A 19,184-nucleotide genomic window follows, 5' to 3' on the forward strand; every position below is an offset into this window, starting at 1 on the left:
AGGCTGGCCCTCGCCGCTCGCGACCGGACATCACTGCGCGACAAGGTCTCCGGGTCACCAATAGACCTTGTACCATGGGTCTGCACGATCATAGGGCTGCTCGAAGATCGCTGCCCGGACCTTCTCTGCGATCTCCTTCAGCGTCGCGAACATCCGGTTGATCTCTGACAGGTCGCCGAGCTGCTCTGGACCATATCGCACCACCAGATAGTCACGCTGGTCGCTGAGCCGGATCAGATGCTCTGCGGTGCGTCGGCGGAGCGACAGCCCTTTTTCGACCGCCAGGCGCGTGCGCTCGGCGAGATCGTGCTGCAGGCCCCGCACCAGCTTTCGATCGAGCGAATGAAAGAGCAAGAACGCGTTGAGATAGGTCTCGATCGATTGAATGGCGCACAGCCTGGCAGGCGCGGACGAGACACCCCGGCCCTTCTCGATCTGCGGCAACAGCCTGTGCGCGGCATCCCAATAGGCGTCGGCCAGGCTCACGACCGTGCCGACCGACGCCTCGGTGCCGGGATAGGACGGCGGACGTGCATCGGGCTGCCCTGAAGGTGCTGTCACGCGCCGCGCCGGCGCACTTTGACCCGACTGTCCCTGTTCCAAACCCGACGTCTCCGAACCGAAATGCCGCGTTGATGCTGCTAGGAAGGCTGCCCTTCGGTTGACTTTGCACGTCCGCGACGAGCCGGGGCGGCTTTGGTGGCCTTTGCCGGCGCGGCGCTGGCCGCCTTGGGCTTGCGCCCGAGGCCGATGCTCTTCGCGAGCGTGCGGCGCTGCTCGGCATAGTTGGGTGCGACCATCGGATAGTCGGCCGGAAGATTCCACTTCGAACGATAATCAGCCGGCGTCATCTGATAATGCGTCATGAGATGGCGCTTGAGCATCTTGAGCTTTTTGCCGTCTTCCAGACAGACGATATAGTCGGGTTTGATCGAAGCCCGGACCGACACCGCCGGCTCCTGCTTTGTTTCGGCAGCCGGTTCACTTTTGCCGAGATTGCTCAGCGCTCCATGAACATTCTGGATCAAGGATGGCAGATCAGCGACCGCCACGCTGTTGTTCGTCACATGTGCCGCGACGATATCGGCGGTCAGGGTAATCAGCGTGCTATCGTCTTCCGATACTTCGCTCATGATGATCTTGCCTTCTTTGGTTGAAAGAACCCGGAGGACTATTCGCTACCGGGAACATGACGCCATGTGAAGCTCGCAAGGCCTCAAAGGAACATAAGCTCACCGGCGCCAATCAGGGGATGTGCGATATCTGATCGTGCCCAATCCCAAACATTCCGTAAACCGATTCATCTCGATCCCTGTCCAAAGAAGAGGGGAATGGACCGGGGAGACAGGTCGAAGGTCCAAGCGGCGTCGATCCTTCTCCATCCCGAGGCCACGACATGGACACCTCACGCAGCCAGCGCTGGCGGGAGCGGCGCGCTCTATGGGCGACCGACTCTCTCGTCATCAATCCGAAAGCCTACTCGGCGGACATCATCGACCACGCCGCCGCGCGCGCGTTCATCGCCGAGCATCATTATCTGCCGAGCTACCCGGCCGCTCAGGTCGCGATAGGTCTCTTCGGCCGCCAGGCGGTGCTGGAAGGTGTGGCCGTCTTTGCTGTGCCGGCGACCGACGCCGTCATCACCCGGCATACCGGCTTTACCGATCCCGCCAAAGGATGCGTCCTCGCGCGGCTGGTCCTGCTCGACAGCGTTCCGCAGAATGGCGAAAGCTTCTTTTGCGCCCGTGCCTTTCGGCTTCTTCGTCAAGCACGCCCCAGAATCGAGGCCGTGGTCTCCTACAGCGATCCCGAGGCAGGTCATGTCGGCCGGGTCTATGCTGCCCTGTCCGGCGCGCACCGGGGCGTCTCCCGGCCGCGCATCGTCCTTCGCGTAGGGAACCGCACCATCTCCGATCGGACGCTCTCCAAAATCCGGCTCGGCGAACGGGGCATGGATGGCGCGATCGCACAGATCGTCGGCCTCGGCCTGCCAGGCCCGGGACTTCGGGAGCAGCCGGAAACCTGGCTCCGCCGTCTTCAGGCTGAAGGCCTCCTGACCCGCCATCGCACCGCCGGGCTTTTCACCTATTGTTTCGAGCTGACCCGCAGCGCCCGCCGAAACGGCCGGACGCTGCCCAGGCTTCCCTATCCCAAAATCCTCCCGCAGGCTCGATTCCAGCGTCAGGCTTTGGCGCTTTCGACGTAGGTGATTGCGTCGCCGACGGTCTGGATTTTCTCGGCATCGGCATCCGATATCGAGATATTGAACTCTTCCTCGATAGCCATGACGAGCTCGACGACGTCGAGGCTGTCGGCACCGAGGTCATCGATAAAATGGGCGTCGGGTGTAACCTTGTCGCGATCGGCACCAAGCTGGTCCGCCACAAGCTCCGCAATTCGATCGGCGATGTCGCTCATCCAATTCATCTCCAAGGGGGGCCGCCTTTCGAGGTCGGCATCCGCGTGCCGTTGCTCTTTCGGCGGCGTCGCGTCCGCCGGTGGGGCCGCAATATCGTCTTCAGCAGAGGAGCAGTCTGATGCATGTCGAGTTCGAAATCCATGGCCGCTTCGACGTCCCCGACGGGACCGAACAAATCGACGGATCGACCAACCTCTTCCGGCTTCCGTCAGGCCAGGTCGTATCGGTTCATCCGGTGATCGAGATGGCCACCGCCCTCGACGGCGATGACCACCGGGACCTCACGACCGACGCGGCGGCCGCGATCGGCGTCCATCTCGATCTATACGATCGGGAGTCCAGCCTTCAGGACGCCGAGTGACGATGCGCTTTCACCACCCAGGGCCGAGGAGGAGAGGCGGGGGGACGTTCGGCGCGCAGATGGACTGCGCGAGAACGGAGCACCTCCATGCTGGCGACCGATCCTTCCGCGCCCGCCGCGCATATTCGCGACATCGACTATATCCGCGTCGCCGAACCTGCCCCCGTGGTGCTCGCCTACGGGATCGGCGTCGACAGCACCGCGCTGCTCGTCGAGCTCGAAAGCCGCGGAACCCCGCCCGATCTCGTCCTGACCGGCGACCCGGGCATCGAGAAGCCGGAGACCTACGCCTATCAGAAGATGATCGCCGCCTGGATGGCCGCGCGCGGCATCCGCTACGAGACCGTTCGCTACACGCCGCGCCGGTTCAAGCACTGGCCGCCCTATTACGACCTGCTAGCCAACGTCCTCACCAATGCGACGCTGCCGAGCATTTCTCTGGGGCGTCATTCGTGCTCCCTTAAGTGGAAGGTGGCGCCCCAGGATGCGTTCCTGAAACAGTGGGCGCCGGCGAAAGCGGCCTGGGCGCGCGGCCAGAAGGTCATCCGCCTGATCGGCTATGATGCCTCGCCGGCGGATACTCGGCGCCATGCCCATGCTTCCGCGATCGAGCATGATCTCTTCGAGTGCCGATACCCGCTTCGCGAATGGAAATGGGACCGCGCCGCCTGCATCGCCCGCATCGAGGCTGCCGGCCTTCCCGTGCCGCCCAAGTCGAGCTGCTGGCTGTTATGTTTGCAGATGGTGTCTCGTCTCACCGCAACCCTTTATTTATGGGCTACAAAATTATCCGCCGTTTGAGACGATCCGAGGCCATTGAAGCGCTCGGGACAGTTGCAAAGCGCTACTGCACTTTGCAACTGTCCCGAGCGCAACCGCCGAAGGCGGTGCGACTCGTCGCGGCGGCATCCGGAATGACTTTGCTGAGCGGAAGAAACTGACTTGCCATTGCCCGTCGGGACTTGCTGATGCGGCCTTGATCGTTGCGCCGACAGATTGGGAAATGTCTGTTACGCGCCCAAGTTGGTCGTACGGCTCGCGTCTTCCTGCGCTGTTGAGCCGAACGACAGCTATGACGTGGTCTGGGACAAAGCCGTCGTTCCTACGTCGCCATCTGAACGACGGCCTTCGCCAGAACCCGTCATTCGCTCAGCGCGGAACCGTCAGGCACCAATGCGCCCATCCAAGTCACTCGAGTGGAAAAATGCTGTGCCAACGACCGGTCGGTCCGCTTATGACTAGGGCTGGGACATAGCTGCCATCCCTCTCGGACCAAGTGTATGTCGGCACTTAGCGCTAACCTGCCGATCGTAAGTGATTTACTCCCAGTCGCTAGATTAGGTAAGACGCATCCAATGCCAGCGTTTCCGAGAAGCCCTAACAATTCCGTTTCCCATCTTTACTAGACCGTTCCAAGACAAAGCGATTGAGAATAGATTTCGGGAACGGGCCGCCCGACGGGTTAGAAAGCCGTACATCTGCCTTTCTTTCTCGTATGACCTTCGTTTTCGGAAAGGTTTTGCGCAGCCATCATAGCAGTGAGGCTACGGCTCCCGAGAAGACGCCCATCGCAACGACGAGCACGATCGGCGGGAGATGCCAGCGCAACAGCGCGACCAGTCCCACACCGACTGCCGCCACGTCCGCCAACGAACGTATCCCGGTCGTCCAGAGCGGATCATAGAGCGCCATTGCCAATATGCCGACGACCGCCGCGTTCACGCCGGTGACAATCGATCGCGCGACGGGATTGAGCCGCAAGCGCGACCAGAACGGCAAAACGCCGATAACGATCAGGAGGCCGGGCAGGAACACGCCAAGGATCGCAGGGAGCGCGCCCCATGCGCTACCGGCTGCGATTGGGCCAAGGTATCCGGCGATGGCGAACAAAGGGCCGGGCAGCGCCTGGGCTGCCCCATAGCCGGCGAGAAACTGGTCGTCCGTCATCAGCCCGGTAGGCACGAGATCGGCACGCAGCAGCGGCAGCACGACATGGCCGCCCCCGAACACGAGTGCGCCAGCACGATAGAAGATATCGAACAGGCTCCACCCCGGTCCGCCGAGGGCTGCACTTATGACCGGCATTGCGAGCAGCATTGCCGCAAACAAGGTCAGGCTGGCGATTCCCACATGACGGGAAACCCTGACCGGAAGGCCATCGCCTGGAGATGCTGCGGGTTCGCGGCATAAGACCAGTCCGGCTAATCCGCCGATAACGATGGCAGCGACTTGCCCGATGGCACCGCCCGAAAGTACGAGGACGAGGGCCGCGACTGCTGCGATCGACGCGCGCCGCAGATCTGGCGTCAGCGACCGCGCCATGCCCCACACCGCTTGGGCGACGATCACGATAGCAACGAGCTTGAGCCCATGAATAGCACCGGCCGCGACGGCACCTTGAAGGCTCGATGCCCCAGAAGCTACGGCCAGCATGAGCAGCGAAGACGGCAGCGTGAACGCAGTCCAGGCCGCGAGCGCGCCGAGCGGACCTGCGCGCAAGAGGCCCAGCACGAAGCCGGTCTGGCTGGAGGCAGGACCAGGCAAAAACTGGCACAATGCCACCAACTCGGCATAAGCATCGTCGCTGATCCATTTGCGACGTAGCACCAGCTCGTCGCGAAAATATCCGAGATGGGCGATCGGTCCGCCGAACGAGGTGAGACCGAGCTTAAGAAAGGCAAGGAACACCTCGCCGACCCGGCCAGCGTCAGGCGGTGTCGTCTCCTGGGCGTCGCTCACGCCCATGCCCTTCCACCAGTTCGCCGAATAACTCGCGCGCTTTCCCGCGGGCGATCTCTAAAGCCTCGCGCCCTAGATCGGTCGCGACATACAGTTTGCGGACCGCGCGGCCGTGCCGCTCCTCGTGGCTGGTTAAATAGCCCTTCTTCTCCATGCCATGCAGCATCGGATACAGGGTGCCGGCGCTCAGGCGGTAACCGTGATGTGCCAGCTCTTCCATCATCCACTGTCCATAAATCGGCGCGTCGGCCGCATGGAGCAGGATGTGCAGGCGCACGAAGCCAGAAAGGAGCTCGCGGTGATCCATCATTCATCATTCCGCACGCTATATAGACGAATTTCGATGTCGAAAACCGATAGCGTCGTTGTGAATGCCGGTTTATGGTAGCTCACGTACTTTAATCGTCCCTTTCGTCTCATCGGAGGTATAACATGACTTCGCCGATAAACGATCACGATGTCGGGCGACGTGCCCTGCTGTGCAAAGCAGGTCTGGTGATCCCGCTGATGCTGGCGACTGTGGCCTGCTCGCGGGGGGCAGGCGATCTTGATCGCGGGGGTGAACACAAGGAGGCTGGCGAGGAAGAGGTTACACCGAACGAAGACTTGATGCGCGAGCACGGCGTCCTGCGCCGCGTGTTGATCGTCTATCGCGAGGCGGGGCCGCTGATCGCATCCGGCGCCCGGGTCGACGTGGGCGCGCTTAATCAAGCCGCCACGCTCTTTCGTGCCTTTGGCGAGCAGTACCATGAGAAAATGCTGGAAGAGGCGTATGTCTTTCCGGCCGTGCAAAAGGTTGGCGGTGCCGCTGCTCAACTCCCCGCCATCCTTCTTGCCCAGCATGAACGAGGCCGCCAAATTACCGACTACATCATCGATCAGACCAAGGCAGGGATCATCGCAACCGGCCAGGCGGCAGCTATGGCAAAGGCGATGACCGGCTTCGCCCGCATGTACGAAGTACATTCGGCGCGAGAGGACACGGTTGTATTCCCCGCCTTCAAAGAGGCCTTGGGTGAGCACCGGTTCAGGGAGTTGGGTGAGCAGTTCGAGGAGATCGAACACAAGCAGTTCGGTGCCGATGGCTTTGATGCCGCTTTAAGCCGCGTCGGCGCCATCGAGCAGGCTCTCGGCCTTTCAGACCTCTCCCGTTTCACGGCCGCGTTGCCCGGCGAATGACCGCCTGATGTCGCTGTCACGCCTATCGAAATCTGAATGGGCATGGGCCGCCGTGAACGGCGTAGGTCTGGTCGTCGGGGGCAGCCTGTTTTTCCTCGTAGAGGAACCAGTGGCCGCTACCCTTCTGCTGGCGGCGGCACTTATCGCTGGCGAACTGGGGGGCCGAGCTGCCTCACGGTGGGTCGCAATCAAAGAGAGTAAAGGAAGAGATCACCGATGACGATGCGATCACGCTGGGCCGACAGCAACGCCAACCCATGGACAATCCTGATCCGTCTTGCGGTGGGGTTAGTGGTGTTCTTCCCCGAAGGCATTCAGAAGCTGATCTTCCCCGACATCCTCGGAGCTGGACGCTTTGCCAAGATTGGTATTCCTGCGCCCGAGATCCTGGGGCCGTTCGTCGGCGTGGTCGAATTGGTATGCGGTGCGCTCATCATCCTCGGCCTGTTTACGAGGCTAGCGACGATCCCCCTGATCGTCACGATGATCGTGGCGCTGGTTTCGACGAAGCTCCCGATCCTGCTTGGCGAGGGTTTTGGGCCGTTCAGTCTCCCCGACTTCAAACGCTACGGCTTCTGGAGCGCGCAGCATGAGTCCCGCGCCGACCTGACGATGCTTCTTGGCTGCCTGTATCTACTGATCGTCGGCGCAGGAGATTGGTCTCTCGACCGTCGTTTGTTCGGAAAGCGCCATGAGCACTGACCGAGACTGCGCCGCGAAATCTGTTGATGCCCACCCCTGCTGCCAGCCAAGGCGGGGTGGGCTAGCGGATTGTCAGTCGGAGCAACGGGTTATGCGGTGACCGCATGCCAGGGGCCGGTAATCGCCAGAGTCTTGGCAGGGCTGTAGATGTTGACAAACATCGTTCGACCATCCGGTGAGAAGCATGCACCGGCCAGCTCCGTTTGCGCATGAAGGCGGGCAAACGAATAAACCGCCCCTTGTGGCGTGATCCCGCGAAGGTGGTTGTCGACGACGTCGGTATACTGATCCTCGCAGACAATCAGGTGCCCGTTCGGCGCGACCGTGAGATTGTCGCCGAAGTTCAGCATCGCAGTGCTCGTCGACTCCACGAAGAGCTGGAGCCTGCCTGGTGCGTCAGCTTCGCCCACTTGGCCTTCGCTGGTGGACGGCTTGTAGCGCATAATTTGGCTCAGCCTTGCCGCCCCCCCGGAGGTACAGCAGAAGTAGAGTTCGCCGGACCCGAAGTGGATGCCTTCGCCTCTGGCGAAACGCACGGCACCTGCCAGATTGCCACGCTTCCTCAAGTCGTCGTTCGAACTGTCGGTTCCATCGAGATCGATCCAGCGGGCATCGGTCCACTGCCCGATGGACAGCGTGCGCGTGTCCCAGTTGCGGCTGTCGGTGCCAAGCGCGCGATCCGCAAACGCCAACGCTTGCAGGCGACCTCCCCGCGCCAGCTGTCCGGGCGACGCAGGAAGAAACCGATAGAACAGGCTGTCGTCGCGATCTTCAGTTAGATAGACGATGCCGGTCCGTGGATCGACGGCTGCTGCTTCATGGTTGAACCGTCCCATGGCGCGCATCGGAATGGCCTCGGTCCGTCCCGCGTGCGCGGCAGGAACCTCGAACACCCAACCATGATCCTCCCGCAGGCCATTTCCAGCGCGCGACACGTCTTCTTCGCAACTGAGCCAGCTGCCCCACGGCGTGATACCGCCTGCACAATTTCGTATGGTGCCGACGAGGCTCAGATGTTGGCGCTCTACCTGCCCGGTCATCTGATCGTACACGAGGGTGGTCGTCCCCCCCGGCAACCAGCTATCATCCGCTCCGCGATCGAAACCGGCCCCCGTGCTGCGAGAGGACGCGAACGGGCCGATGCTGCCATGTTTCGGCGAGAGTTCGTGGTTGCGAACCAGAGCCACCCGGCGCGCATCAAGCCGGAACGCTCCCATGCCATCGGCATGATCCGGCACGCGCAAGCCGTCGTCCATCGGATCGCCCAAGGCAGAGATCACGCGATATGAAAAGCCACGCGGCAGATCGAGGAGCTGGCGCGGGTCAGCCTCCAAGGGGCCATATCCCGCAGCAGTCGATGATCGAGGAAGGCTCGATGTCGCGCAACCGCTCAGCGCGAGGCCTGAAAATGCAAGAGAGGTCAGGCCAAGAAAGGAGCGACGATCGATCGGTGTGATGTTTTGCATGGCTGTCACCTAAGCTTCGATTTGGTCGTTTGCATGAATGGCGATCAGCGCCTCGTGGTGACCGCGATGGTCGACAGGTCCGTTGCCGGGTCGATCGGCACCCCGGTTTCTTTTCGCTCCGAATAGCGGTCAACGAGATGGGCGGTGTGCGGACGCAACAGCACCGTAAAGCGCACCAGCTCTTCCATCACATCGACGATTCGGTCGTAATAGCTCGACGGCTTCATGCGGCCGGCATCATCGAACTCGTTGAACGCCTTGGCGACCGATGACTGGTTGGGGATCGTCACCATCCGCATCCATCGGCCCAGCACGCGCAGCGTGTTAACGCTATTGAACGACTGCGATCCGGCCGACACTTGCATGACCGCGAGCGTGCGGCCCTGCGTCGGACGCATCCCGCCCATGCTGAGCGGCAGGTGATCGACCTGCAGCTTCATGATGCCCGTAATCTGGCCGTGGCGTTCGGGGCTGCACCACACCTGCCCCTCCGACCACATCGATAGCTCGCGCAGTTCGTGGACTGCCGGATGATCGTCGGCGGCGTGCTGGTCGGGCAGCGGGAGTGTCGAAGGATCGAAAATGCGCGTTTCGCAGCCGAAGAAGCGGAGCAGCCGCGCCGCTTCTTCGATGCACAGACGCGAATATGATCGCTCCCGAAGTGAACCGTAGAGCAGCAAGATGCGGGGCGGTGGATCACCGGCGCCCAGCCCGAGGGCAGGACGATCGAGCGCATAGCGCCGATCGAGCGCGGGCAGATGGTCGGGTTCGGCAATGTCGCGGAGGGGCATCATTCAATTCCAATTCGCAGCGCGAGCGCCGCAAGCGTTATGAGCAAGACAGGCACGGTGAGCGTGGCCCCGACCCGGAAGTAATACCCCCATCCGATCCGTACACCCTTTTGCCCTAAGACGTGTAGCCAGAGCAGTGTCGCGAGCGAGCCGATCGGTGTCAGCTTGGGTCCGAGATCGCAGCCGATCACGTTGGCGTAGATCATCGCTTCCCTGACTGCCCCGGTCGCGTGTGCGGCGTCGATCGACAGCGCGCCTACCAGTACAGTCGGCATGTTGTTCATGACTGACGAAAGGACAGCCGCAATCACGCCCGTTCCCAGTGCTGCACCCCACACACCGCCTTGCGCGGTGCGATCAAGCAACGTTGCCAGATGGTCAGTGAGGCCAGCGTTCCGCAGGCCATAGACGACCAGGTACATGCCCAGTGAGAAGATCACGACCTGCCAGGGTGCCCCACGCAGCACCTTGCCGGTCTGGATTACCTGGCCTCGCCCAGCGATCACCAGCAGCAAGATTGCTCCGGCAGCGGCAACGGCGCTAACCGGCACGCCGAGCGGTTCGAGCAGGAAGAAGCCAGCGAGCAGCAAGGCGAGGACAATCCATCCGGCGCGGAATGTCGCAGCGTCACGGATCGCGGCACCGGGAACGCGCAGCGCGGCTACGTCGTAATCTTGCGGTATATCGCGTCGGAAGAAGATCAGGAGCGCGCCCAGCGTGGCGGCAATCGACACCACATCGACCGGCACCATGACAGACGCATATTCGCCGAACCCGATTTCGAAAAAGTCGGCTGACACTATGTTGACCAGGTTCGAGACGACCAGCGGCAGACTGGCTGTATCTGCGATGAACCCCGCCGCCATGACGAACGCCAGCGTCGCCTTGTCCTCGAACCCTAGCGCTCTAAGCATGGCGATGACGATAGGCGTCAAGATCAGCGCCGCGCCATCGTTAGCGAACAGCGCTGACACCGCCGCGCCAAGCAGCACGATCAGGACGAACAGTCGGCGACCATGCCCCCCGCCCCAGCGGGCGACGTGCAGCGCCGCCCATTCGAAGAAGCCGGCTTCGTCCAGCAGCAAGCTGATGACGATGATTGCGACAAAGGCGCCCGTCGCGTTCCAGACAATCCCCCAGACTACAGGCACGTCGGAGAGCGATACGACGCCCGCAAGCAGCGCCACGATCGCCCCGCCCATGGCGCTCCACCCAATGCCGAGGCCCTTGGGTTGCCAGATAACGAGTGCAATCGTCGCGATGAAGATCAGAATTGCTTGCAGCATCAAGCGATACGCTGGCCCGAGGCGTCCACGACCTGTTCGCCATCTTCTTTCGCGAAAGCGCCGAGCTGGCCTGTAGGGAGCAGATCAAGCACCGCTTCGGAAGGGCGACAGAGTTTTACACCGAGCGGTGACACAACCAGGGGGCGGTTGATGAGGATCGGATGCGCTATCATCGCATCCAACAGTTCGTCATCCGACAGCGACGTATCTTCCAGGCCCAGTTCCGCATAGGGCGTGCCCTTTTCGCGCAAGAGATCACGAGGGACCATCCCGGCGCGGTCGATCAGCTCGACCAGCAAGGCGCGTGTGGGCGGCGTTTTGAGATATTCGATCACATGCGGTTCGGTGCCTGCATTGCGGATCATGGCGAGCGCGTTGCGCGATGTGCCGCATTCGGCATTGTGGTAAATGACGATGTCGATGGTCACTTGTCGGCTCCCGCTTTGACGCTGGCCCCTTCGGCCTGTCCAATTTCCTTGAGTTTGCTGCGCATCGCCATTTCATCGAGACTGGCGATTGGCAGAGCGAGAAACAGCGAGATCCGGTTCTGAAGGAAGCGGAGCGCCTGTAGGAACGCCTCGCGCTGGCCTTCGCCCTCAACGGCAGCCGGATCTTCTATGCCCCAATGCGCCGTGAGCGGATGCCCGATCCAGACCGGGCAAGCCTCACCGGCAGCATTGTCGCATACGGTAAAGATGAAATCGAATTTCGGGGCATCGAGCGCGGCGAACTCATCCCAGCTCTTGGAACGCATCTCTGCTGTGTCAAACCCGAGGTTGGACAGCACAGACAGGGCCATGGGATGGACGTCGCCCTTGGGCTGGCTTCCTGCGCTGTATGCGCGAAAACGGCCCTCCCCGAGTTTGTTCATAATCGCCTCGCTCAAGATCGAGCGGGCGCTGTTCCCAGTGCATAGGAACAGGACGCTGTAGACCTTATCAGCCACGGTAAAATCCTTCAGCAGCAGGTGAGTTCGGCAACGAGGGGTTCGCAAAGCTCGGCACGTCCCTGACAGCAGTCCTTCGCCAGAAACAGCATGAAGCTCTTGAGGGCATCTATGTTTGCCCGCTGAATTTGCTGGCGCCCGCGCTTCTCAGGCAAGACCAACCCGGCTTTTACAAGGACGGCTAGATGTGTCGAAAATGTGCTCTGTGTCAGGCCCGATGCGTCCACGAGCTGCCCCGTTGATAGGCCCTCGGGTTCGTGTTGGACGAGCAGGCGGAAAGCGTCGAGGCGAGTTGAATGCGCCAAAGCGGCCAGAATCCTGAGTGAAGTATCGACATCCATGCATCGGGATTATCCGATAAGTGATAGGCGGTCAACATCAATCGGAAATTGACGATGGATTTAATCCACTACTAAGTGGCGTGTTTAGAGCGTAGTTCTGGAAGATTGCCCGACGTCGGTATCCGGTGCGTTTGATAGGGGCAAAGCCGACCACGCTGCCAGACTATCCAGCAAGGGGGTGATCGTTATCCGCATTGGATTGCGAGTAGACGGCAGGTTCTGCGGATGTCGGTCGTCCGCAGTGCCCCATGGAATGACGTCAGTTGGTCGGCACAAGCCCCAAGCCATTCTCACCCGCGTCGTCGCCGGCAAGCGTTCTCATGGAGATGCCTGAAACAGAATTCGCCGCCACCAAACGCCCGGTCTGGAATGCCGGACGGGCCGTGGGCGCAAAGCGGGCTCTCAAACCGAAGCAGATCTGGGAAATCCGGTTCTACCTCAATCAGCGCCGCCGCCTGCGAGATCGGGCGCTGTTCGATCTGGCGATCGACAGCAAGCTTCGTGGCTGCGACCTGGTGCAGATGAAGATCGGCGACCTTGTAAGCGGCGGGCAGATCCGAACGCGGGCAATCGTCATGCAGCAGAAAACGAGCCGGCCTGTTCAGTTTGAACTGCTGCCAGATGCTCGAGCGAGCTTGCTGGCGTGGCTCGAACGCCGGGGCGGCACGGTGGACGATTATGTGTTCCCGAGCCGAGTTGATAATAATGGGCATCTCAGCACCCGCCAGTACGCTCGGCTTGTCGACGAATGGGTGACAGGGGTCGGTTTGATACGAAGCGAGTATGGCACCCGTTCGCTTCGGCGAACGAAGGCATCGATCATCTATAGGGCGACCGGCAACCTGCGTGCCGTCCAAATCCTTCTAGGTCACAGCAAGATCGAGAATACCGTGCGGTATCTCGGGATCGACGTGGAGGACGCGCTGGCCCTTGCCGAAAACACCGAGATCTGAACCCTTGGCGCCCGTTTCCGGTTGGGAGCTGGACACGGGCGCTTGAGACTTTGCTGCCGTTCCCGAATGTGTCGCCGATCGGCAGGTTCTGATGGAACCTGTCGCTAACAGTGTCGCCAGGCCATGTGAGTTCGCTAGCCCTATCCCGCGAGAGGTCATCTTTACCTTGACCCTGTAGTTGCTACAGGCCCTATGAGGCACCCCGTGATCGCAATTTAGATCGAACAGGGGTTGGCATTGAAGTCTGTTTCTCGAACGCACCGGCCGGTAAACCACGTGCTTCTCTCACTGCTCCTTGGGACTGCATGGCCTGCGACAGCCTATGCGCAGACTGATACCCACGCCGAAGATGAAGAAGAGCCTGAGATCGTCGTGCAGGCGACGCGGACGGGCCGCCGTGTGCAGGACGAACCGATCCGTGTGGATGTGGTGAACCGGGAGGAGATCGAGGAGAAACTCCTCATGCGGCCGGGCAACATCGCCATGCTGGTCAGCGAAACTCCTGGCGTCAGGGTCCAGACCACGTCGCCGGCGTTGGGGGCGGCGAATGTGCGTATCCAGGGCTTGAAGGGCCGATACACGCAAATCCTCGCCGACGGCCTGCCGCTCTATGGCGGACAGACGCCATCTATCGGCCTGCTCCAGATCCCACCGACAGATCTGGGTCAGGTGGAGATCATCAAGGGCGCCGCATCGGCTCTCTACGGACCTTCGGCCCTTGGCGGCGTCATCAATCTGGTGTCGCGCCGACCCACGAGCGAGCCGCAGGGTGAGTTGCTGCTGAATGCGACAAGCCGGAATGGTCAGGACGCTACGGGCTATGTCGCTTCGCCGCTCAGCGAGACGTTGAGCGCGTCGATCACGGCCGGCTATGACTGGCAGAGCCGCCAGGACCTCAACGATGATGGTTGGGCAGACATGCCAGGCTACGAGCGCTTCACCGTCCGCCCCCGGCTGTTCTGGGATGGCGTCGACGGATCGAAGGCCCTGCTGACCTTCGGCGCAATGGCCGAACAGCGTGACGGCGGCACTATGTCGGGCGCCACCGCGCCAGATGGGCAACCCTTCGTGCAGGCGCAGCGCAGCCGTCGATATGACGTCGGTCTGACGGCAGAGACGCCGCTGGAAGGCATCGGCTTGCTGCACCTGCGCGCGTCAGGCGTGACCCAATACCATCGCCATCGCTTCGGTGGCCAGCTCGAGAACGACCGACACCGGACCGGTCTGGCCGAGGCATCGATCGGCGGTGAGGCTGGCGCGACCACGTGGCTGGCGGGCGCTGCCATTCAGGCGGATGATTATCGCTCCAAGGCCTATGCTGCCTTTGACTACAGCTACACCGTGCCCTCGCTCTTCGTTCAGGGTGAGCAGAAATTGGCCAACAGGCTGACCCTTGCGGGAAGCGCGCGGTGGGACGGTCACAGCGACTATGGTTCGCGCGTCAGCCCGCGCCTCTCGGCGCTCTATAAGCCCGGTCCCTGGACGATCCGTGCGTCGCTCGGGCGCGGCTTCTATGCACCGACGCCGTTTGTCGAGGAGATCGAGGCGAACGGCCTTTCGCACCTCCTGCCCTATGCGAAGTTGAAGGCCGAGGTGGCGGACAGCGCCTCCATCGACTTCGGATACGTCCGTGGCCCACTGGAAGCCAATGTCAGCCTGTTCGCATCCAACATCGACAACGCCGTGCAACTCCAGACGGTCGATGCCAGCCATGTGACGCTTATCAACGCTGCTGGCCTGACGAAGACGCGCGGTGCGGAAGTGCTGCTCCGTTATCGTTGGAATGCAGTCACCCTGACCGGCAGCTATGTTCATGTCGATGCGCGCGAGCCCGACCCTGATGCCGCTGGTCGCCGCACAGTTCCCCTGACCCCGCGCGACAGCGCCGGACTGGTCGCCATGTGGGAGAAGCATGGGCGCGGACGTATTGGGATCGAAGCCTACTACACCGGTCGCCAGTCGCTGGATGACAATCCCTATCGCACCCGCAGCCGACCTTATGTCCAGCTTGGCGCCATGGGCGAACTCGTCCTGGGCAAGGTCAGCCTGTTCGTGAACGCCGAGAACCTGCTCAATGTCCGGCAGACCAAATTCGACCCGTTGCTCCTCCGCAGTCGCGCGCCGACAGGTGCGTGGACGGTCGACGCCTGGGCGCCGACCGATGGCTTCGTCCTCAATGGGGGTGTGCGGTTCCGGTTTGGCGGGGAATAGCATGGCCGTGGTCGAGGCTTTTCAACTCCAGCCATGCCTGGCGAATGATCTGCCAACCACCCGAGACGCCAAGACCAGCCAGCACTGCCGCAACGGCGATGTCCGGCCATGCGGTCCCGGTGCCGAAGACGCCCAGTGCTGCCGCGACTACGGCGATGTTCCCGATGGCGTCGTTGCGCGAGCAGATCCAGACGGACCTGCGGTTGGCGTCGCCCTCGCGGTGCCGCCAAAGCATCACAGCGCAGATCAGGTTGGCGACAAGCGCGAGAATGCCGATGATGCCCATGGTCTCGGCCGTGGGCAGCGTGCCCGTGGCCGCCATCCACGCCGTGCTGGCGATGACCCAGACGCCCAGAAGCAGCAGCGATATGCCTTTGGCGAGGGCCGCGCGAGCGCGCCAGCGCAACGCAAGTCCGGCAACACCCAGGCTGATGGCATAGTTGGCCGCGTCGCCCAGAAAATCGAGCGCATCAGCCTTGAGCGCGGCTGATCCTGCCGTAACGCCAGCGACGATCTCGACACCGAACATGCCCGCATTGATGATGAGCGCGATCCACAGAGCGCGCCGCCAGACGTGGTCGTCCGTCTTTCCGCCAGTGTCGGGTGATCCGCCGCAGCAACCGCCAGCCATGTGCCATCTCCTCTTCGTATCGATGACAGCCTATATAGGGCCTGTAGCAACTACAGGGTCAAGAGCATGGCGTTGACGATCGGGGAAATGGGCAAGGCCACAAACACGAAGATCGAAACGATCCGCTATTATGAGCGGATCGGGTTGCTTCCGAAGCCCGCGCGCACGTCCAGCAACTACCGGGACTATGGGCAGGCCGAACTTGGCCGCCTGTCATTCATCCGGCGGTCCCGCGATTTGGGCTTCTCGCTGGATCAGGTGCGCGCGCTCCTCGGCCTATCCGACGACAAGAGCGGCGACTGCGCTGGGATCGACCGGATCGCGAACCAGCATCTCGTGGAGGTCGATCGAAAGATCGCTGATCTCCAAGCCTTGAGACGGGAGCTGAAGGCGGTGATTGACTCCTGCGATGGCGGGACGGTTGCCGAATGCCGCATCATCGAAGCCCTGGGGCCGATAGCATCGACATGATTGTCGGCTTTCGGGCCGGAAGCTGACGCTGGCGGCGCGGAGGGGTACGTCCTGAGTTGGTCGGTTGCCGACTCCGAACGACCGTCAGCTATCCACGCATCCCGGCTCCGAACCGGACAGTCGCCTACCGGCCAATCGCGGTCATTTACATGCGAGATACCCATTCAAGCTGCTGGTCGCAGGCGGGCCGTTGATTGAGGGAATTCTTCGTCGAGTGATGGGCCCAACCAAAATCCATCAAGCGTTGTGCAGGGGAGGATCAGTGCTGCGCAAGCGGGGAGGGTTTTACACTGAACCTGCCTTCAATGCGTAGCCCGCCCGTGGCGGTCTCGCGTCGCCATGTAGCGTAGAGCGAATTGAGCGTGCAACGTGGCGTCGATTGTAATGTCCTCAGGACTTGCTCGCATCATGAGTCGGCCGGCCGTGGTTTTGGCAGCATTGAGCGCAATTGCCGGAGTTCCGCGTCTTTGGCTTCCAACGCAGCCTCCAGCATGATGATACGATTGAGCAACTGGTTGATCACGTTTCGCAGCTCGGCCTTGCCGCTCGTGCTTTGTGGTTTAGCCTTCGGCGGCTTCGGAGCTTCATCGAACAAAGCGAGAAGTTTGGAGCATCGATAGGCCGTCGCTCGACTGACCCCCGCCTCGCGCGCAACATTGGTTATGCTCAGCTTGCCATTCGTCGCGGTGCCTTTGCCGTCGCGCAAGCGGTTATAGGCGTCAAGCAGCGCGACGGTGGCTTGCGATTTCCGGGGAGGGTTCGCTTTCGTCGTCATCGTTCGACCTGTTCCAGCAACTGCCTGTAAATATCGATCTGTGCCTCAATGGCGTGTTTCTGGATCGGGCTGATGTTCTTGCCATTTTTCATGGTCTCGGCATCTGCGATGCATGATTGCAGAGCCAGCACATGCCGCCTCGCCACCACGCTGTTCGGACAACGAGCAGGCTGGCACCTCGTAAATGCCGGCTGCGCCTCAGCTCCTTTCACCTTCAAGCAGAGGGCGTGGTCGGCATAGAAGAAGCAGTCGTTGATATAACCCGGATGAAGCGTGACGGCGGTGTTCGAGAGCATTTTTGCGCGGCGCCGATCATCAACGACCGTGCCGGGCAGATCTCCGATCTTGTTTCTGATGCTTGTAAATTCGGCGACGAGTTTCGATCGCATGGGGCCGCCTGGATTGATCCCTGCCTTCCAGTCCTCGTACATCTCGACGATATCGCTGAGCTGAGCGAGGCGACGTTCCTCTTCGATCTCCGAACGGAAGCCGGATTGGGAAGTGCCCGCATAGCCTTCGAACATCATGGCGCTCGCGTGCCCATATTGTATCATGCCCGCGATCACGCCGAAGGGCTGACTGGCGATGTACCATGCAAGGGTGCGGCGGAGCTGACGCGTGCGCCACCGCCAGGGTTCATCACCCTCGTCCGGGATATGATAAAGTGCCAGTATGCGGTCGGCTTCGGCGGGCGCCGCCGCTGCCATTTCTTCGGCGAGCCGGCGACACTCTTTGGCAAAGTAATTCAGGTATACGGTCGATTGATGCGCCGTAAGCTGGACATTGCCCACCCCCCGAATCAAGGCCGGTTTGAACAGGGGCTCATCATCTCGCGGCGCTTCCGTTCGATCGGCGCTGTTGTGTAGATAGTCCTGCAACCGTATTGCTGCCAATACGGCCCTGGCAACAGGCTCTATCACGGTCCAGCGATGTTCAGCGCCGTCGACGTTTTTACGGGTTTTGAAGATTCTTCCGACGAGTTCGTAGCCCTTAACCTTCCCATGTTCGTCGCGCATGAGTCTGAGGCAACCACGCTTGAGCGCGGCCGCTTCCTCGCCGCGCATTCCTGATAATAGGCCGATTACGAGATAGCACGCGGCTATCGCCGGTATGAAGGTATAACGGCTGCTGAAGCTGGGAAGATGCGACCGCCACGCAATGTTTGTTCCTGGCATGCTGGCCCAACCACTGCTTGCGCCTGGGCGCTCGGTTCCGAGTTGCGAGATTGCCTTCTCGAGCATAGCTGAGCGTGCCTTCAGCACTGCCACGCCGAGGCCGCTGGCCTTGCAGATTTCTGGCCACGCGGGTCGACCATCTTGGGTCGCCGGTACTCCAGAGCCCGATGCTTCAAGCGCATCCAAATAAGCGCGCAGGCGCTGGTCGCTTAGTTTCGGTGACACTCTCTGCCGACGCGCGGCGATGTTGATGCCAGCTATACGATGTCGGGCGATAAGATCGTCGATCCCATGATGGACGTAGAACATGGCCCACCGCAACGCCGGCGCGCTAATGGCTTCCGGTATTCGCGGTGTGACATTTTCTCGGCCACCCCGGTATCCCGCGATCCTAGTCGCTGAACGGTTACCCCAAGGAGCTATCTCGATTCCCCGGAACGACAGGGAGGGCGTATAGAGCGCAAGTCGCCGTACGCAGAGGATCTTGTAGACAAGAGTTGCCGGTGCGAGGTGCCGCTTCGCGGACAGCCACTGATCCAGCCAAGGCTGATCGATCTCGTGGAGTCGAAGTCCGGCTTCCCGCACTTCTTGTAGAAAATGCCGGATTATATTGCCGACCTGCATCAGCGAACCAGGTTTCAGGACGCCGAGGCGGCCGCGCACATTGTCTCGGGAGTCGTAGTTTAGAGCGGTTTTCGACCGCTATGAGTCATTCGGGGATTCCCACCGGGCGTGATT

The 19,184-nt window shown here is 61.5% G+C and carries 21 protein-coding genes and 1 pseudogene; 8 read left to right on the plus strand and 14 right to left on the minus strand.

Translation table 11 applies throughout. From position 1 onward, the window contains the following. Window positions 1-54 precede the first annotated feature (54 nt). Window positions 55-603 (minus strand): hypothetical protein, encoded by a 549-nt coding sequence (locus ACODRZ_RS21645; protein WP_019054417.1) that lies wholly within the window; start codon window positions 601-603, stop codon window positions 55-57. Between the two features lie 38 nt (window positions 604-641). Beyond that, the gene (locus ACODRZ_RS21650) at window positions 642-1,133 is read right to left on the minus strand and encodes a Ros/MucR family transcriptional regulator (RefSeq protein ID WP_019054418.1); all 492 of its coding nucleotides are present in this window, start codon (window positions 1,131-1,133) and stop codon (window positions 642-644) included. A gap of 263 nt (window positions 1,134-1,396) precedes the next feature. Here ACODRZ_RS21650 and ACODRZ_RS21655 point away from each other — a divergent pair, with 263 nt between their 5' ends. Further along, window positions 1,397-2,206 carry a Mom family adenine methylcarbamoylation protein gene (locus ACODRZ_RS21655; RefSeq protein ID WP_019054419.1) on the plus strand — a complete coding sequence of 270 codons (810 nt, stop codon included), beginning with the start codon at window positions 1,397-1,399 and terminating at the stop codon, window positions 2,204-2,206. Here the strand turns inward: ACODRZ_RS21655 and ACODRZ_RS21660 are convergent. Next, the gene (locus ACODRZ_RS21660; RefSeq protein ID WP_026149970.1) at window positions 2,182-2,418 is read right to left on the minus strand and encodes an acyl carrier protein; all 237 of its coding nucleotides are present in this window, start codon (window positions 2,416-2,418) and stop codon (window positions 2,182-2,184) included. The genes ACODRZ_RS21655 and ACODRZ_RS21660 overlap by 25 nt on opposite strands. A gap of 119 nt (window positions 2,419-2,537) precedes the next feature. Between ACODRZ_RS21660 and ACODRZ_RS21665 the strand changes: the two genes are divergently transcribed. Continuing rightward, window positions 2,538-2,780: a hypothetical protein gene (locus ACODRZ_RS21665; protein ID WP_019054421.1), complete on the plus strand. Its 243-nt coding sequence runs from the start codon at window positions 2,538-2,540 to the stop codon at window positions 2,778-2,780. A gap of 87 nt (window positions 2,781-2,867) precedes the next feature. After that, window positions 2,868-3,569, plus strand: a pseudogene (locus ACODRZ_RS21670) (adenine nucleotide alpha hydrolase family protein); the annotation flags it as partial. A 741-nt stretch (window positions 3,570-4,310) separates the two neighbouring features. Here ACODRZ_RS21670 and chrA read toward each other — a convergent pair. Then, a complete protein-coding gene (gene chrA / locus ACODRZ_RS21675) occupies window positions 4,311-5,468 on the minus strand; it encodes a chromate efflux transporter (protein ID WP_488986235.1) in 1,158 nt (385 codons plus the stop codon). Window positions 5,469-5,487: 19 nt separating this feature from the next. Further along, complete coding sequence (locus ACODRZ_RS21680) at window positions 5,488-5,829, minus strand: PadR family transcriptional regulator (RefSeq protein WP_313041664.1); 342 nt, start codon at window positions 5,827-5,829, stop codon at window positions 5,488-5,490. 122 nt (window positions 5,830-5,951) lie between these two features. Between ACODRZ_RS21680 and ACODRZ_RS21685 the strand changes: the two genes are divergently transcribed. After that, window positions 5,952-6,698 carry a hemerythrin domain-containing protein gene (locus tag ACODRZ_RS21685; RefSeq protein WP_313041663.1) on the plus strand — a complete coding sequence of 249 codons (747 nt, stop codon included), beginning with the start codon at window positions 5,952-5,954 and terminating at the stop codon, window positions 6,696-6,698. 216 nt (window positions 6,699-6,914) lie between these two features. Next, window positions 6,915-7,400, plus strand: a complete 486-nt coding sequence (locus ACODRZ_RS21690) for a DoxX family protein (protein WP_488972472.1) — start codon at window positions 6,915-6,917, stop codon at window positions 7,398-7,400. 89 nt (window positions 7,401-7,489) lie between these two features. Here the strand turns inward: ACODRZ_RS21690 and ACODRZ_RS21695 are convergent, their stop codons facing one another. Genes ACODRZ_RS21695 through ACODRZ_RS21720 form a run of 6 tightly spaced genes read right to left on the minus strand, consistent with a single transcriptional unit; the run spans window position 7,490 to window position 12,230 of the window. Next, window positions 7,490-8,866, minus strand: coding sequence for an alkaline phosphatase PhoX (locus tag ACODRZ_RS21695; protein WP_488972471.1), 1,377 nt, complete (start codon window positions 8,864-8,866; stop codon window positions 7,490-7,492). Window positions 8,867-8,910: 44 nt separating this feature from the next. After that, window positions 8,911-9,657 carry an arsenical resistance protein ArsH gene (gene arsH, locus ACODRZ_RS21700; protein ID WP_488972470.1) on the minus strand — a complete coding sequence of 249 codons (747 nt, stop codon included), beginning with the start codon at window positions 9,655-9,657 and terminating at the stop codon, window positions 8,911-8,913. Beyond that, window positions 9,657-10,943: an arsenic transporter gene (locus ACODRZ_RS21705; RefSeq protein ID WP_488972469.1), complete on the minus strand. Its 1,287-nt coding sequence runs from the start codon at window positions 10,941-10,943 to the stop codon at window positions 9,657-9,659. Before ACODRZ_RS21705 ends, arsH begins: the two co-directional genes overlap by 1 nt. Beyond that, window positions 10,943-11,371 (minus strand): arsenate reductase (glutaredoxin), encoded by a 429-nt coding sequence (gene arsC, locus ACODRZ_RS21710; protein ID WP_488972468.1) that lies wholly within the window; start codon window positions 11,369-11,371, stop codon window positions 10,943-10,945. Before arsC ends, ACODRZ_RS21705 begins: the two co-directional genes overlap by 1 nt. Further along, window positions 11,368-11,889, minus strand: a complete 522-nt coding sequence (locus ACODRZ_RS21715; protein WP_488972467.1) for an arsenate reductase ArsC — start codon at window positions 11,887-11,889, stop codon at window positions 11,368-11,370. Before ACODRZ_RS21715 ends, arsC begins: the two co-directional genes overlap by 4 nt. Window positions 11,890-11,900: 11 nt before the next feature. Next, window positions 11,901-12,230 (minus strand): ArsR/SmtB family transcription factor, encoded by a 330-nt coding sequence (locus ACODRZ_RS21720; RefSeq protein ID WP_488972466.1) that lies wholly within the window; start codon window positions 12,228-12,230, stop codon window positions 11,901-11,903. Window positions 12,231-12,550: 320 nt separating this feature from the next. On the opposite strand from ACODRZ_RS21720, the gene ACODRZ_RS21725 reads away from it, so the two are divergent. Together ACODRZ_RS21725 and ACODRZ_RS21730 are read left to right on the plus strand one after the other, a co-directional pair. Next, window positions 12,551-13,183, plus strand: coding sequence for a tyrosine-type recombinase/integrase (locus ACODRZ_RS21725; RefSeq protein WP_488972465.1), 633 nt, complete (start codon window positions 12,551-12,553; stop codon window positions 13,181-13,183). Between the two features lie 276 nt (window positions 13,184-13,459). Next, entirely contained in the window at window positions 13,460-15,394 is a 1,935-nt protein-coding gene (locus tag ACODRZ_RS21730; RefSeq protein ID WP_488972464.1) for a TonB-dependent receptor plug domain-containing protein, read from the plus strand. On the opposite strand, the gene ACODRZ_RS21735 is transcribed toward ACODRZ_RS21730, so the two are convergent. Continuing rightward, the gene (locus tag ACODRZ_RS21735; RefSeq protein WP_488972463.1) at window positions 15,357-16,025 is read right to left on the minus strand and encodes a cation efflux transmembrane domain-containing protein; all 669 of its coding nucleotides are present in this window, start codon (window positions 16,023-16,025) and stop codon (window positions 15,357-15,359) included. The two genes, ACODRZ_RS21730 and ACODRZ_RS21735, sit on opposite strands and share 38 nt — an antisense overlap. A 66-nt stretch (window positions 16,026-16,091) precedes the next feature. Here ACODRZ_RS21735 and ACODRZ_RS21740 point away from each other — a divergent pair, with 66 nt between their 5' ends. Further along, on the plus strand, window positions 16,092-16,496 hold the full coding sequence (locus ACODRZ_RS21740) for a MerR family transcriptional regulator (protein ID WP_488972462.1): 405 nt from the start codon (window positions 16,092-16,094) through the stop codon (window positions 16,494-16,496). A gap of 406 nt (window positions 16,497-16,902) precedes the next feature. Here ACODRZ_RS21740 and ACODRZ_RS21745 read toward each other — a convergent pair whose 3' ends face one another. Beyond that, window positions 16,903-17,271, minus strand: a complete 369-nt coding sequence (locus ACODRZ_RS21745) for a hypothetical protein (protein WP_010409068.1) — start codon at window positions 17,269-17,271, stop codon at window positions 16,903-16,905. After that, window positions 17,268-19,109, minus strand: coding sequence for a site-specific integrase (locus ACODRZ_RS21750; RefSeq protein ID WP_488972461.1), 1,842 nt, complete (start codon window positions 19,107-19,109; stop codon window positions 17,268-17,270). Before ACODRZ_RS21750 ends, ACODRZ_RS21745 begins: the two co-directional genes overlap by 4 nt. Window positions 19,110-19,184: the final 75 nt, after the last annotated feature.

This window comes from Novosphingobium sp. FG90, from assembly GCF_057808725.1.